Source organism: Syntrophaceticus schinkii (assembly GCF_000946815.1).
In the GTDB taxonomy this organism is placed as follows: Bacteria; Bacillota; DSM-12270; order Thermacetogeniales; family Thermacetogeniaceae; genus Syntrophaceticus; species Syntrophaceticus schinkii.
In genome coordinates, this window is record NZ_CDRZ01000272.1 from 1 (window position 1) to 15,001 (window position 15,001).

15 protein-coding genes are annotated in these 15,001 nt (G+C 46.7%); 4 read left to right on the forward strand and 11 right to left on the reverse strand.

The features are described 5' to 3' along the window. Window positions 1–398 precede the first annotated feature (398 nt). The 6 genes from SSCH_RS13350 to SSCH_RS13375 form a co-directional block, all read right to left on the reverse strand. Window positions 399–1,199: a hypothetical protein gene (locus SSCH_RS13350; RefSeq protein WP_198142480.1), complete on the reverse strand. Its 801-nt coding sequence runs from the start codon at window positions 1,197–1,199 to the stop codon at window positions 399–401. 131 nt (window positions 1,200–1,330) lie between these two features. After that, window positions 1,331–1,567 carry a CRISPR system precrRNA processing endoribonuclease RAMP protein Cas6 gene (cas6, locus tag SSCH_RS13355; protein WP_198142481.1) on the reverse strand — a complete coding sequence of 79 codons (237 nt, stop codon included), beginning with the start codon at window positions 1,565–1,567 and terminating at the stop codon, window positions 1,331–1,333. Between the two features lie 634 nt (window positions 1,568–2,201). Further along, the gene (locus SSCH_RS19545; RefSeq protein WP_198142482.1) at window positions 2,202–2,369 is read right to left on the reverse strand and encodes a hypothetical protein; all 168 of its coding nucleotides are present in this window, start codon (window positions 2,367–2,369) and stop codon (window positions 2,202–2,204) included. Next, window positions 2,338–3,810 (reverse strand): DNA methyltransferase, encoded by a 1,473-nt coding sequence (locus tag SSCH_RS13360; protein WP_052835661.1) that lies wholly within the window; start codon window positions 3,808–3,810, stop codon window positions 2,338–2,340. The genes SSCH_RS19545 and SSCH_RS13360 overlap by 32 nt, the downstream gene beginning before the upstream one ends. A gap of 362 nt (window positions 3,811–4,172) precedes the next feature. After that, window positions 4,173–5,219: an ADP-ribosylglycohydrolase family protein gene (locus SSCH_RS13370; RefSeq protein ID WP_044665904.1), complete on the reverse strand. Its 1,047-nt coding sequence runs from the start codon at window positions 5,217–5,219 to the stop codon at window positions 4,173–4,175. Between the two features lie 43 nt (window positions 5,220–5,262). Continuing rightward, window positions 5,263–5,451: a hypothetical protein gene (locus tag SSCH_RS13375; RefSeq protein ID WP_156972304.1), complete on the reverse strand. Its 189-nt coding sequence runs from the start codon at window positions 5,449–5,451 to the stop codon at window positions 5,263–5,265. A gap of 313 nt (window positions 5,452–5,764) precedes the next feature. Here SSCH_RS13375 and SSCH_RS13380 point away from each other — a divergent pair, with 313 nt between their 5' ends. Beyond that, window positions 5,765–6,631, forward strand: a complete 867-nt coding sequence (locus SSCH_RS13380; RefSeq protein WP_156972305.1) for a S1 family peptidase — start codon at window positions 5,765–5,767, stop codon at window positions 6,629–6,631. A gap of 312 nt (window positions 6,632–6,943) precedes the next feature. Here the strand turns inward: SSCH_RS13380 and SSCH_RS13385 are convergent, their stop codons facing one another. From SSCH_RS13385 to mtaB, 4 genes are all read right to left on the reverse strand, one after another. Next, the gene (locus tag SSCH_RS13385; RefSeq protein WP_044665907.1) at window positions 6,944–7,828 is read right to left on the reverse strand and encodes a DNA-methyltransferase; all 885 of its coding nucleotides are present in this window, start codon (window positions 7,826–7,828) and stop codon (window positions 6,944–6,946) included. Between the two features lie 380 nt (window positions 7,829–8,208). Beyond that, a complete protein-coding gene (locus SSCH_RS13390) occupies window positions 8,209–8,940 on the reverse strand; it encodes an endonuclease III domain-containing protein (protein ID WP_198142483.1) in 732 nt (243 codons plus the stop codon). Between the two features lie 18 nt (window positions 8,941–8,958). Then, window positions 8,959–9,300 carry a histidine triad nucleotide-binding protein gene (locus SSCH_RS13395; RefSeq protein ID WP_044665908.1) on the reverse strand — a complete coding sequence of 114 codons (342 nt, stop codon included), beginning with the start codon at window positions 9,298–9,300 and terminating at the stop codon, window positions 8,959–8,961. Between the two features lie 214 nt (window positions 9,301–9,514). After that, complete coding sequence (gene mtaB, locus SSCH_RS13400; protein ID WP_084711192.1) at window positions 9,515–10,879, reverse strand: tRNA (N(6)-L-threonylcarbamoyladenosine(37)-C(2))-methylthiotransferase MtaB; 1,365 nt, start codon at window positions 10,877–10,879, stop codon at window positions 9,515–9,517. A gap of 507 nt (window positions 10,880–11,386) precedes the next feature. On the opposite strand from mtaB, the gene SSCH_RS13405 reads away from it, so the two are divergent. From SSCH_RS13405 to SSCH_RS19560, 3 genes are read left to right on the forward strand one after another with little or no spacing between them, the layout of a single operon-like run. Then, entirely contained in the window at window positions 11,387–11,647 is a 261-nt protein-coding gene (locus SSCH_RS13405; RefSeq protein ID WP_044665909.1) for a hypothetical protein, read from the forward strand. Between the two features lie 31 nt (window positions 11,648–11,678). Then, complete coding sequence (locus SSCH_RS19555; RefSeq protein ID WP_332306943.1) at window positions 11,679–12,590, forward strand: DUF4153 domain-containing protein; 912 nt, start codon at window positions 11,679–11,681, stop codon at window positions 12,588–12,590. 37 nt (window positions 12,591–12,627) lie between these two features. Continuing rightward, window positions 12,628–13,173, forward strand: coding sequence for a hypothetical protein (locus SSCH_RS19560; RefSeq protein ID WP_198142485.1), 546 nt, complete (start codon window positions 12,628–12,630; stop codon window positions 13,171–13,173). A gap of 666 nt (window positions 13,174–13,839) precedes the next feature. Here SSCH_RS19560 and ltrA read toward each other — a convergent pair. Further along, on the reverse strand, window positions 13,840–15,001 hold a 1,162-nt coding region (gene ltrA, locus SSCH_RS13415; RefSeq protein WP_044665912.1), incomplete at its 5' end, for a group II intron reverse transcriptase/maturase.

Consider the following 15,001-nt stretch of genomic DNA (forward strand, 5'->3'; position numbering starts at 1 on the left):
CACTGTATACGATAGCATAGACAAGCATTTCCATCATTTCCAGTTAAAAATACATAAGATTTTTTCTGTTTTTCTCTTCAAGTAGAACACAAAAACAGCCGGTCTTATGAGACCGGCAGAAAAAGATAGAGGTCAGAGGCCGGATGTCAGAAGTTTTGTTGGAACTGCCTCATTTTTATTCAGCAACGTTCATGACTTAGGCCTCTGTTTTCATGATAGTGCACCTGGGTGATATGGGGTATGGGTTTCTGCCCAAAAAGCAGATGTCGAAATCCAGAAGTCGGAAGGTCGGAAAATCCGAAAATCTACCTCATAATAGTTCCGCAATATTCCCTGACTTCTCCCCTGTTTTCATCATCTATCGGTTACAGGTGCTACCGCTCAGGTGACATGATATCCTACCAGTAACCCCTGTACCCCGGAATCCTAACTGCCTCTCTGTTGCCCAGCTTTAAAACCCACACCACGATCCAGCCGTAGAAAAAGTTGGATGCTGTAACCTCAAAAAAGTGAGCCCTGCATATCACTTCCGGCATAAATTCATTGGGCAGCAAAAGCTGCGCACCCATCAGCACCGAAAAAAGTAATGATACAGCAAGCCCCGCCTCCCACCAGGGACCCTTCATCATGCGAATCACAGGAAGCGCCAGGGCAACCCAGATCAGTGCCCTCACCCCCTGGAAGGGAAGAATCCACTGTGGCATCTCAAGCCCTGCGTAAAACTGCTGAAAGGCATCCCCTGCCAATGGCATAAAGACAAACATGCCGAAGCCTATATAAATGAGGATATAAATGACCGCCAGCAGTGCCAGTTTCCAGATCCACTGCACCACAGGCATCTGAAGCCTTGTGTTATGCTCCGGTAAAAAATAACCCTTTTCCTTCATCTTACCATGCACCAGCACAGCCAACGGAGAAAATAAAATGGCCACAATGGCTCCCTGCAGGAACAGCTTGGGAATAACCTCAGCCGGAACGATGTCCACCAGGTGTTTGAGAAAAACAACAGTTTCTATCTGAGAGAGAAAAGTCATAATCCCATAGAACACAACAACAACAGTCAAAACCAGCGGCAACCCATACCACCTGGAGCGGATAATAGGATAGCTCAAAACAATGCTGTAAAGAAGGCATACTATGAGCAGTGCCTGCCCAGCCGCAGCCGCATCCGCCTGCCCCGTACTCCCAACCCAACCCAACTGCCAGTGAAGCAACTGACATGATGACAAATAATAATAAAGTGAGAACAACAATTTTTAAGATAAAGCTAAGTCCGGATCTTAAACTCAATCCTGCTTCCCCCCCTTGAAGATAATTAGAGTACTTTATCCTATTCCATATACCATTTACTGATTCCTGCTATCGTTGTTTTCCCTAAACCGAAAGCCGTATTCTTGCCCAGATGAACAAGCTCCCCCACCTTCAGCCAGGGCCAGAAGGGAGCAAACCCCCCAGAGTTCGGCGCCTCATAGCATGCAGTTCCCACCATGCCGCCCAGCTTCATACGCCTCTGCTGACGAGAAGAATAGTGCACCACTGTCTTCCGGTATCGGATTCTATTTGACACCAACATCCTGATTTCTGCATCTTTTAGCAATATTGGAACTGTCTGTAAGGAGAACATCAAAGCCGTTACCTGCCCCAATCCATCATGGAATGGCCCGCAACCGAACAGTGATGAACTGCAGCAGGTCACGGAACGAACAACCCAGCACAGGATTGCAGCAGCAACCCGCAGAAGCTGAAAACCAGCATCAATAAGCTAAAAAGAATCAGTGTTTCCAGTCCGGTTGGCTTCTATCACGATCATCCATTTTTTTTGGCTTTCCTTTTCGCAGCAGTATATAACAGCACCTGGTTCGCGGTATCCCGGCACTGCTGCTAAACTTCCGGCTCCCCACAAAACATCATAAACCACGAGTCTTTTCTATTATTTATTTCCTGGTTTATTTCAGTAAATGAAACATTCATAAATGGAAAGGAAATCCCGTACTCAGCCAACCTATTTAGGCTATCTTCATCATAATTATCCTTACCGAGGTGGATGCAGAACCCAACCGTCTTTTGGGGTAGTTTACCAACAAAATAAGCCCGTGCAAACCAAGAACATATCCAATCTTCTGGCTTGTTTTTGTTGACACAGGTGCTTTTATTGCTCTTATTTGACAAGAAGATGATTTGTGGTTCACCATGTTAGGGGTTCACCTCTTCATATAAAATATCGTCTCCCCATAAGCATTCCTGTCCCTTGATGTCCTGTTCAAGACAGGGCGTTTGAATTCTTGGACAATGGTCAGGTTGGAGCGCTCTGCTATATCGTGATAGAGGTCATATGTGTCATTGGCTACGACAAAAATATGGACAGTCATCTGCCAGGAACCTGCTGCAGTTCAGCAGGACATCGCTGACCCCTTCGATATAATCCTTTCTTGCCTGCAGGCCCTTACCCTGATCCGCTATCCCGATCTCTAGATCTTCGTGGCTTTTCAAGCCGAAAAACTCGTAGGCGTACTGGTGCTGTTCATGATAGTTGAGCTGTCCCAGGTAGGGTGGTGATGTAAAGATCCCCTGAATCTTTTTATCTTTAAGGAGCCGAAAAAGCCCCTGGTTGTTTTTGCTGACTTCTGAAAAGATATCGATTTCTCGTGCATCTCCGGCTAGAACGGAAAAACAGCCGGCAGTTCTCAATTCATTAAACTCTTTGAGCCTTTTGATGGTGTCCTTTGCATATCGCCTGTACATCCTCAGCATTGAAAGAACAGGGCGGCAGACTTTCATATGTTTGTAGCAGTAATAAGGACCGGAAACAGGGGTGTTCAACCGCTCCAGTTCATAATGGGGTGTAGTTCTGCAGGAGCGCAGTGTTCTGGAGAGGATCAGCATCAAAAGCTCCTTTTCTTCCTCAGAAGGCATATCTTCAAGTACATCCTTTGCAGCCAGGGCCTCTTGTAAAACATTATCGGCAAACCAGGTGTTCAAGAAAGCGGATTGTGTAACCCCTCGCTGCGCCTCAAAACTGGATTGTGTAACCTCTCCATGTACCTCAAAGTTATATTCTTGGAGAAGTTTTTCATATTGATCATTTACCTGTGCCATCACTTCCGGAACATAGTCCTCTTCATTGATCAGCCCCTGTGCCAGGTTGTATTTGTAGTCAGGGGAAGGAAAGTGCTCTTTGTTCAAAGAAGATATAAAATCGTTCAGCCTGGAATCGAACTCATCCACTTTTGACATGGTGGACTGCTTTACAATAGCCTGTTCTATGCGTTTTGCCCACTCTGAAACTGAACGCAGATTGTACTCCGCCAGTTTTGTCTTGGTCATTAAACAATTAAAGACAGATACATCGATACCTATGGAGTGAATCCCCAGTTCATTGGCCTGTACCAGTGTTGTCCCTGACCCGCAGAAGGGGTCGAGAACAATGTCTCCGGGCTGAAAAAACACCTCTTTTTTGAAGCCATCTGTGTGCTGGTCCAAAAAGTATTCCACCAGCTGGGGGATGAATTTCCCCTTATAGGGATGCAGCCTGTGGACATGTTTGGTGGTTTCCTTTTCTTTGACTTTATGAAATGCCAAACTCCAATTAATATCTTCTCCTAATTTTTCTGTGAATTTACTCTGTAAATCATTCATGTAACTGGTATAATACTGTTTCAATTCTTCTTGAGATACCACAGTGGTGCCTGATTTTGAGTGCTTTTTTATTCTTCCGTATTGTATGAGGTAGCTGATATTGGATGATGTGACCTTTTTCTTGGTGAAGCGAGAGGCCCAAGCTGCAGCATCGTCGATTGTAAGGTAATTCATGAGATTCTCCTGTCCTTGTCCTATGGTTTATGTGTCTTACTATTTAATATAACATCTGCTTATGATAGGTGCAATTTTCTCCAGCGGCCGGCCCTATTTAAAATATTGTCACATATTAGGGAAAAGGGGAAAGCATTACTTATAGAGAAATTATGTCTAAGTGTTTCATTCCATCAAAGGGGACATGATTTTTTATGCAGGAAATTAATAAAAAAGCGGCTGAGAAGTTTGGAATCAACACCGACTTAATAGATGCACTGGGGACGGTTCCTGATGCATTTTCTTTTAATCTTGACAGCCGGCGACTTCCGCCCACCGTCACTAGCGATACACTGAACATACCCCTAACCGATTGCCTCAGATTAAACTACCAACAGCCGATCAGCTAACTCCGAAAGCAAATCCGCCAACTCCACATTCTTAATCCACTTTTCGGGTATACCTTCAAGGCCATGATAGGCACCGAGGATATTGCCGCAGATAGCACCGGTGCTGTCGCTGTCACCGCTGTGGTTGACCGCCATGCGGACGGCCTTTTCGAAGTCATCTTCATATTTCAAGGCACAGTAAACTGCGATGGCCAAGGCCTCTTCACCGACCCAGCCCTCACCGAGGGATGTTACCGCATCATCTGGCTCAACATCTTTTGTGGACAAGGTTATTGCCCTCTGCAGAATATCAAGGCATTCTTCGTGTTGATCATATGTTTTAAGGATACTCGCTGCATGAAGTGCGGCCTGATTTATGTCCTTGCCATCAATGATTTCGGATATGATACAGGCTAATGCCCCTGCGGAGAGGTATCCGCTTGGGTGTCCATGGGTGATTGCCGCACATTGGGCAGCCATCTGAAATGCTTTGTCAGCTGATTTGTGAAAATAGAGTCCAACCGGTGCTGAACGCATGATACCACCACAGCCCTTACTGTTGTTGATGGGATCATCTATTGTGCCGTACTGTTTGTTCACGCTCTTGGAAAGGGCGGAAAGACAGGTGTTCCCCGGCCCTCTTCTGATCATAAGTTCCTCGACCTTCATCAGCTCGCTTTTGTAATCCACACCTTCATTGTTTATAAGCCAATCGTATTCCTGATCCGCAAATCTTCCGGTCTGTGTATAAAACCATCTCTGATAGGAATAAAAAACACAATCCGTAATACTGCAAGTGTCCCCTTCTCTTCCACTATAATCAGCCCAAAGAAGGCCATCTGCGGTGAAGACCGTCATTTGTGTGTCGTCAGATACAACCGCTTTGCCGCTTGTCTCGTCACAGATCAAGTCGTTTATACCCTCAGTCCCAAATGTGCGCTTTATCTCCTCGATGTCCATAAACTCAACTATAAAGCCTAATGCATCACCTATCGCACCACCGAGGAGGCACCCTCTAAAATGGGATGTATTCTTCTTCATGATCATTCCCTCTCTTTGGTTGTTGTACTTTTGTCACACCCTGTCACGCCTGAAGCTGCTCTATAATCTCCCGAAAATCATTGAAAGGAGTGGCGGGAATGCTGTTTTCCAGACAGTATTCATATAGGACATCCCTGGCAAAAACATGGTCGGCATGTTCTGCGGGACAGGTATCTGAGTAGCTGTCCCCAATATAAACAGCCTGATGCCCCTCTTTGTTGAGCTTTTCCATCAGTGTGGTTTTGCATGTTCCACAATTCCCGCATAACAGCAACCCCATCTACACCGGTTTCTTTTACTTGATGGATATTGGATAGGCCGATATTGCCATAACCACAACAGGTAATCCACTTCCATTGTACCAAAAGCCTCCCTCAAAAGTATAATCTTATTATAATGCCTTGTGTAAAAGCGAGCCGCGGTCGCTCTAATGTGAGATACCATGATCGGTGAGATCGGGGAAAAAAGGAACCCTACCTGAAAATAGTCAGTATCATGTATAATAATTGAAAGCAAGTATCTATTGAACTTTGTGATGACGAGCGGTGTCTGGCAGGTGGAGTGATCGGGAGAAAGCACAGGCGAAAATCATGAATGAAAAAAACCAGCCCGAAAATGAATGGAAACTCGACAACCCCCTTGATGAGGAATGGGATACCGAAGAATGGGATACCCTGGATGATAACCAAGCCGGGGATGGTAAACGGAGCCATCCCCTATTTAAGGTTGCAGCCATCTTAATCATCATGGCTTTTGTCGCTCTTTCCTACGCCTGGCTGCCATCTATATGGACAACCAACTTTGATTTTCTAAAACAGGATAAAGCCCTATCTGATGATGATATAGTACGCCGGTGCAAACCAGCGGTGGTAATCATTCAGACCACCAGAACCGGGGAAGCAGCTGCCATCCAGGGCACCGGTTTTAATCTTGAACCAGGTGGAATGATAGTCACCAACCGCCATGTCGTCGAAGGAGCCTCTACAGTTGAGGTCACCTTCAGCGATGACAAACGCTTATTCAGTCAGGACATCGACATGCTTGACGGTTATGACCTTGCCATAGTATGGCTCAAAGGTAAAGGCCTGCCCTCCTTGCCGGTGTCTGATAGAATGGCAAAGATCGGACAATCCGTAACTATTATCGGCAACCCCCGGGGTTTTCAGGGTGTTTCCTGCCGTGGTGAAGTAAAGGAATATTATAAAACCGATTCCGGCATGCTGGTATTTACCATTGGCGTTGCTGTCGCTCCAGGCAGCAGCGGCAGCCCGGTTTTAGATGAGCAAGGCCGCCTCGTCGGCATCGTCTATGCTGCCGGAAAGATAGCCATTGATGGTGAAGAACAAGATCGGGCAATAGCTATTCCTTCGATAGCGTTGCTTAATTTATCCAAAGATAAGCCGGGAAATTAATCGGAAGCAGATGGATCTCGGGACGGCAGACTGTGTGATAACTCCCAAAATCACCAGTTCAGCTGTCAGAAGTGGGGGATATAACTGAAATAGCGGGTAATTGGTGATTCCTTATCCCTAAAAACAAGTCGGAATTTGATCGTAAGTGGGGGGGACGGAAAAGGGCACAATGGTTTTTACACAGTCTGACGGTTCTCTTGATCCATTTTGGATCGTACCCGATCGTACCCCCTGTCTCACTCGAGTGAGACACGAGGACTGTCTCCGCGTCTCACGCGTCTCATTCCAGGGATCACCGGAACAGAAAGTAAATTACTCAAGCCTGACCCCACATAGATCGCAGTACTCGGGAACAATTTCGTATCCTATATAGTACCTGCCCAGTTTTTTCGCAGCGACACAGGTGGTACCGGAGCCTGCGAAAGGGTCAAGCACAACATCATCCACATAGGAGTAGAGTTTGATGACACGGCTTGCCAATTCCACAGGAAAGGGAGCGGGGTGCCCTACTTTCTTGGCGGACTCGGGCGGTACCTCCCAGATGGAGAGTGTGGAGCTCATGAATTCTTCTTTATTTATATCTGATGTGCCCTTTTCGGGGCGAGAAAAATCATCCTTTACAAAGACGAGGAGATATTCATGGAGGTCCCGCAGGCGTGGTGCCTTAGCTGACAACCAGCTTCCCCATGCACAGGAGCTGTTGGCGCCCTTGCTTTTCTGCCAGATAATCTCCCCTGCCGGAAGAAAACCCAGCCCTGTATGGGTGATGTAGAAATAGGCGTGCATAGGTATGTAGGGTTTACGCCCCAGGTTGGCGATATTGATCACATACCTGCCGCCGGGTTTAAGAACCCTGTAAACCTCGGCACCTACCCTGCTCATCAGAGCGAAATAGGCACCGATATCCAGATCTTCATCATAATCCTTTCCCGAATTATATGGAGGCGAAGTAAAGGCAAGGGCAACACTCTCATCAGGCAGATGGCTCATATCCTCAGCCGTATGGCAGTATATGCGGTTCACCCAGTCATGCAGAGGTTTAGCGGGAACACTTCTCTTCTTGATTTGTTTGCACAGCTCAGCAAGAAGGCGGTGTAAAGATGGAAAATCACCGCTGTAAAGATTGCGTGCATAGAAAACAGAAGAGTCATGTGCTTCTCTTTTGGAGCTGCCGAAAGAAGAGGTTTTTGTGGCCATAGAGATCCCCCTTTTGTAAGTTTAATCTAGCTTTCTTTAAAGATTTCTAGCCTGCCCGCCGAATCCCTGCCGGGTATCGCAAGAGATACACTGGCGATGGCAGCCTGTGTGGCAACTCCCCAAATCACGATTTCAGCAGCCATAAAGGAGGCATTACTGAAATAGCGGGTATCACTTTATGTAACACGGTACAGCCTATTATTGCCGGGATCGGTATCGGTAATGTCTCGGTTGGTTCAGGATTTTATTGAACCTATGGCTTATTGGAACAGCTATATGAACGGATTGTATGAACTTCTTATATGAACGGCCTATAATAACGGCTTACATGAACGGCTTTCATCTGCTGTTCACCTTCGTTGGAACAATAGGTATCAAACTCACCCCTGTGTATTGAGCTCGGTCTGTACGGCACACTGGCACACTACCGGACACTCCCCACAGCGAGGCTTGCTTTTGAGGCAGGTATGATGCCCTAAGGCATCGATCTGAGCGTGGTATTCATTAAAGAGAGCAACATCCCGTGGAAGATTTGACATAAAGAAGTGCTGCATCTCTTCATAGCTGATCTTTTCCGGGAAATACCCCAGCCGCGAGAAGATCCTTCTTGTATAGGCATCAACTACAAAGATCGGCTGTTCGGCAGCATAAAGGATAATACAGTCCGCGGTCTCGGGGCCAATGCCGTAGATATCCAGGAGACGCTCCCGCAGTGTTCCCATCTCCTGAGATAGAAATTCATCCAGATCGCCCCTGAATTCCCCAGCGATCACCCCGCAAAAGGACTGAAGTTTCTTCGCCTTCTGGTTGTGATAGCGAGCCGACCTCACCAGAGCAGCCAAGCTTACAGGATCAGTGGAAAGGATCCCCTCTATGGAAAGGATCCCTTCTTGTTTCAGGCTTTCAATAGCTTCAGCAGCACTGCGCCAGGATACATTCTGTGTCAAGATCGCCCCCATGATCATCTCGAAAGGGGTATCTGCCGGCCACCAGTGCCTGGGACCGAAGTGTTCACAGAGATTGTTGTAGATTTTCATCAGTTCGTCATGCATCAAATCACCGTCAAATCGATGGATCAGAGAGACGGTTCCCTTGATCCACTCTTGATCCATTTTTGATTCCTCAGTAAATCAGCCTGGTGGCCACTGGAGGGCTCGTCCGCCCAGAATGTGGATGTGCAGGTGGTCCACAGTCTGTCCGCCTTCCTGCCCGGTGTTGATCACCACGCGGAAGCCGTCATCAGCAAGCCCCAATTCCTTTGCTAAACGGGGTACCAGTGCCATCATTTTCCCCAGCAGTTTCTGTTCAGCCCCTTCGTCCAAGAGAGAACTGACATGTTTCTTGGGTATCAATAGAACATGTGTCGGAGCAGCCGGGTTGACATCCCGAAAAGCCAAAAATTCGTTATCTTCATAGACTGAATCAGATCCGAGCTCATGTTTGGCGATCTTGCAGAAGATACAGTCAGCCATTTGTTTGCCTCCTTTTAGATGCTAAAATCTATCTTACCATAAAAAAACTGATAATTCATGGAGATGCACTGGGGACGGTTCCTGTTGCATTTCTGACCTCCGATTTCCGGCATCAGATATCTATTTTCAGAAGATCACTTGATGGTGGGTTTTCGGGGATTTCCTGCCAGTACCCAGGCCTTTTTGAAAAGGCCTGGGTACCAATAAACTAAAGTCAGGACCTGCCACAGGAACCGTCCCCGCGGCTGGTTTCACCTTCGATGAGGTCTTCTTCCGCCAGCCTGATCATTCTAACAGGCAGCAGTTCGCCCCGCAGTTCTTTTTCCTGTGAAGGGAAGATCACCCGCAGGTAATTATCGGTGATTCCCTGCCAGTACCCAGGCCTTTTCTTATAGCTCCTCTCTACCAACACATCCAGTGTTTCCCCCAGGGCACCCTCGGCAAAAGCTCTAGCCTTAGTATCGGCCAGTTCACGCAATCTCCGGCTCCGCTCATCCTTGTTCCTCGGCTTTACCTGACCGGACATCTCTGCTGCCGAGGTACCTGGACGAGGGGAGTATTTAAAAACATGAAGATCCCTAAAGGGGAGTGAGGCAATAAAATCGTAGGTGTTTTCAAAGTGCCTGTCCGTTTCCCCGGGGAACCCCACCATCACATCTGTGGTCACAGCCAGGTCTGGTATCATCTTTATGGCCTTCAGGAAAAGTTCACTGTAATCCGCGGTTGTATACGGCCGCTGCATCATCTCCAGTATTTCGTCGTCACCTGACTGCAAAGGCAGATGAAGGTGGCGGCAGATGCGGGACGATGAAGCCATCACTTCCAGAAGTTCCTCTGATACATCAACAGGCTCCACAGAACTCAGCCGGATGCGGAAATCTCCAGGCATTTTAACCAAATCTCGCAGCAGTGCCGCCAGATTGATACCCACCGAGAGGTCCTTCCCATATGCGGATGTATGCACACCGGTGAGCACCACCTCTCGGTATCCGGCACAGATGAGCTCTCCCAGTTGCTCCTTAACGAGGTCCGGGGAAAGGCTTCTGACGGGTCCCCGCGCATCAGGAATAATGCAGTAAGCACAGTATTGGTCACACCCATCCTCTATTTTAAGAAATGCCCTGGTGCGCTGTGGGTTGTCCGGAAGAGGAAGCTGCTCAAATTCCAAATCGCTCTCTAAAGAATCAACGGCATTGACCTCCTTGCCGAACTCCCCTGCCCTCTTCTTTTCCAGAATGTCCTCTACTAAATCCACCAATTTTGCACGCCCTCTGGTACCCACCACCAAATCGACACCGGGTATGGCGAGCACATCATCTGGAGATACCTGAGAATAGCACCCCACAACAGCAACAAGGGCATCGGGCTGCCGGGAAATGGCGCGGCGGATCATCTGCCGTGACTTCTGATCTGCGGTATGTGTCACAGTGCAGGTATTTATTATGTAAACATCAGCCGGACTCTTAAAATCAACCAATTGAAAGCCGCGCTTGCGGAACATCTCCATCAAGGAGGCTGTCTCCTCCTGATTGACCTTACAGCCCAAAGTATGAAAAGCCACTCTTTCACGGTTATTCACTAAACCACTCCATTCTGAACTAGCTCTACTGGAAACAGAAATCGAAGTTTTGGTGCCTGTCACCTTTCAGGGTGATCCTGGTGACCCTCCCGGTGACAGGCACCTTTAGAGGTAGTTGTCTATACAAGTTACCCGTTTTGGTGACAGGCACCTTTTAGGGTTAGTCTCTTTTTATTTTCCCACTTTACATGACGGCATTGTACATTTTTTATATTATACATGAGTTCTATCCGCCTTTCACCCCGCCTCATTTTGGTGACAGGCACCTTTTGGGAGTAGTTGTCTATACAAGTTACCCGTTTTGGTGCCTGTCACTTTTTAGGGAGAGTTGTCTTTACAAGTTAGCTGTTTTGGTGACAGCTGTTTTGGTGACAGGCACCTTTTAGCGCCATAAAATACCACGGATTAATATGATCAGCAATAAAAATTTGCCACTAAGAAAAGGAGAAGGTTGCCTTATGAAGAAGTTCTTTAGTTGTATCAAAATAAAATTATGAGGAGTTTGCCATGAAACTCTCAAATGCGTTCACCAATGCGTTTAATAATATTTTGCTCGTCCTTTCCAGAAGCCTGCAACGATTTCCCATCACCATACTCTGTTCAACTGCTGTGGCGGTTATGCTGATCGTAATCTCAGAACTACAACCGATAGATACCAGCCAGCTTGAAACACTGTACAGGATCACAATGATTATTGCTCTTGGAATCCCTCTTTCCTTATGTATCAAGGTTTTTTCCGTAGAGGAAGGACGGCATAAAAACAGCTAGACTGATCGGATTATATGCTGCAGGCGGTTTAGTGCTTCTCTTGTATTATTTTTTCCTGTTAGACAAACTGAACATGGTTTCCATCACAAGGTATATCGCGGTGAGCCTTGCCTTATATCTGGGCTTTCTCTTTATTCCCTATCTCCCCAAAAAAGAACAGTATGAGATGTACATGATCAAGGTAGGTTTTGGTTTTTTCATTACAGTGATTTATTCTGCTGTGCTTTATTTGGGGCTTGCCGCCATTCTCCTGGCCATAGACCAGCTCCTGGGAATAGCTGTAGCAGGGATGACATATTACTACACCGGACTTATTGTTGCCTTCGTTTTTGCGCCTTCCTATTTCCTTGCAGATATACCGCTGCCAGACCAGCGGTTCCACCAAGAAAACTATTCAAAAATATTGAGGATCCTGCTCCTATATATAGTAATGCCCCTTTTAACAGTATACACAGCAATACTCTACCTTTACTTTATTAAGATTATAGTACAATGGCAATGGCCTGTGGGTTTGGTGTCACATCTGGTGCTCTGGTATGCAGTTATTGTTACAATAGTGTTATTCTTCATCACCCCGATCAAGGATGAGGACAAATGGGCAAACATCTTTACACTGTGGATGCCAAAGATAATCTTGCCCATCTTGATCATGATGTTTATTTCCATGGGAATCAGGATCAATGCCTATGGAGTAACTGAGAACAGATATTTTGTGGTTGTTTTGGCCCTTTGGGTATCAGCTATGATGCTTTATTTCTCCTTTATTAAAAAACGCATGAATATCATTATCCCGGTTACCCTGGCCTTAATCGCATTGGTATCCGTATTCGGTCCCTTGAGCAGTTACTCGGTTTCCACGCGCAGCCAGAACAGTAGATTACAGACAATCCTGATCAAAAATGACATGCTGCATGAGGGAAAAATAAAAAACAGCGCCTGCTGACATCTCCAGAGATGATAAAAATGAGATTAGCAGAAAATTGGATTATTTCAACCAGAACCACACCCTGCGGAAAGTTAAGTATCTTCCTCAGGATTTTAAAATGGATGATATGGAGAAGGTTTTTGGCTTCCCTTATGTTCCTTACGGACCCCACTTCACAGATTCTCATGGATTTTTTTATTTGAAAAACAGTCAGTCAGAAGGCGCAGTTGATATTCAGGGATACGATTATCTGTTTGGCAGTATGCTTCCGTATGGTGAAAGGTCAACCGACAGCACTGGCAGCAGCGGCAGCACAATAGATGCAAAATATGACTATCAATCATCTGTTGTAAGGGTATACAGTCATGGCCTTCTGCTCTATAAAAAGGACTTGAATCCATTTGTCAGGGAGCTGTTTGACAAACATCAACCATCCGAGGAGGAAAAAAGCATCCCTCCTGAAGAGATGACTTTGGTTGAAGAAAATGAGCAGGTGAAAGTGAAATTTATCTTCGTGCATATCATGGGCCAAGAAGATATGACAACCGGTGATGTAAAGCTGGAGAGGGCGGAGTTTTATCTGCTCATTAAAATGAAATGAGACGCGGGAGACGCGGGGACGGTTCTCGCGTCTCACTCGCGTCTCACAGGGGACGTTGCAAATGCTCTGCATGCGCTGGTAACTATCCCCGTGCATTCTTTCTTTATGCATTCCCCGCAAACATTTGCAAGGTTCCTAAAACAATAAAGCAAGCCCTGGCTATTTGGCGGTTGGTCGTAAGTCGTTGGGAAAAAAGATTATTCGTTGACTAAAACTAAACGCAAAAACTTTGATCCGTCCACTGAAATGAATAGCACAATTAGCAAGCCTGGCTAAATGAGAGGTGAGTAGTGGGAGGTTGGAATTTGGAATGGATGCCGGAAGCAGGATGCACGAAGTCTGACGTCGGAAAAAGATGGCCTGCCCTGAATCATAAAAGCAGCGGCCTTACGGGCACCCGCTGCTTCTGTATCTCCATTTGAGATGCACTAGGAACGTCCCCCCTGCATCTAATACAGAAATGCGCCAGGAAGTAGAGTAGGCGGGGTCTCTTGCCGCCTGGTAGCGTTTAGGTCAGGACAGTCCGTTATACTGCCCCTTTCGTCTGGCAGTGCCTTAGTATCCCGGCCGTGCGCTACTGGCCTAGCAGTTGTATCCCCTACCCCTCATCGAACCGTACGTGCGCTATTAACGCATACGGCTCTCCGTAGTCATTATTCACGGATCTCACGCAAAGATTCTTACCCTGACATCGTAAATATTCACAAATATACGGGGTGTAGGCAGTGGAAATTTCTTGAGAAATAGCCTGAATTTTTCCCAATCAAAGCTTTTCCTCTGGCTGCGACGGTTTAGCCATTTGAAGAGCAGCTTTTCTACCTCATAGAGGAATTTATACAGCATCGGAGCATTGTCGGTTATACCATAGTAGCGGTAGTTTCCCCATAGCTTGGGTCTGATTAGCCACCAAATATACGGGGCAGGCATGTTCCTGTGCTTTTTAAGCCACTCTTTGCATCTCAGAATACTAGCTCTGTATTTCTTGCTGCTTGTCTTCCGCTTCACTCTGAACTTGCCTCTTTTGCTCCGGCTGCAGTAGTGGGTGAACCCTAGGAAGTCAAATGTCTTGGGCTTCTTTCCCCCTGCTCGACTCCTGGCCTCTGCCTGTCGTCCAAAGGTTATTATTTGGCTCTTCTCTTCAGCTATCTCCAGGTTGAACTTCTTCAGCCTACTCTGCAGTGCATTGTAGAACCATCGGGCATCTTCTTCATACTGAAAACAGCATACGAAGTCATCTGCATATCTGACCATGTGGGCTTCTCCTTTGCAGTGCTTCCGCACTGTGCTGTAGAACCACACGTCCAGTACGTAGTGCAGGTAGACATTTGCCAGTATCGGTGACACTACTCCCCCTTGCGGTGTCCCTTCTGGTGTACCGTAGCTTACTCCTGCCTCTACGATTCCAGCTTTGAGGAAGCGTGCGATGAGTCTTAGCATGTTTGGGTCTGCTATGCGCAGTTTTAGGCATTCCATCATCCATTTGTGGTCTACGTTATCGAAGAAACCTTTAATGTCCGCATCAACTATGTAGTTTATTGGTCGATTTTCGATGATGGCATTTAGTGCTTTTAGCGCATCATGGCATCCCCGCCCTGGCCTGAATCCGTATGAACAGCCTAGAAAGTCTTGCTCATAGATGGCGTTTAATATGCGTGCCATCGTCACCTGCACCAGCTTATCTTCATATGCCGGTATGCCCAGTGGCCTCATTTTGTTACTTCCTGGCTTGGGAATGTAGACCCGCCTCACCGCTTGCGGTTTGTAGGCCTGTCTCTTCATCCTTGCTACCAGGTCTTTCACATTGGCTTCTAGACTCTCTTCATATTCT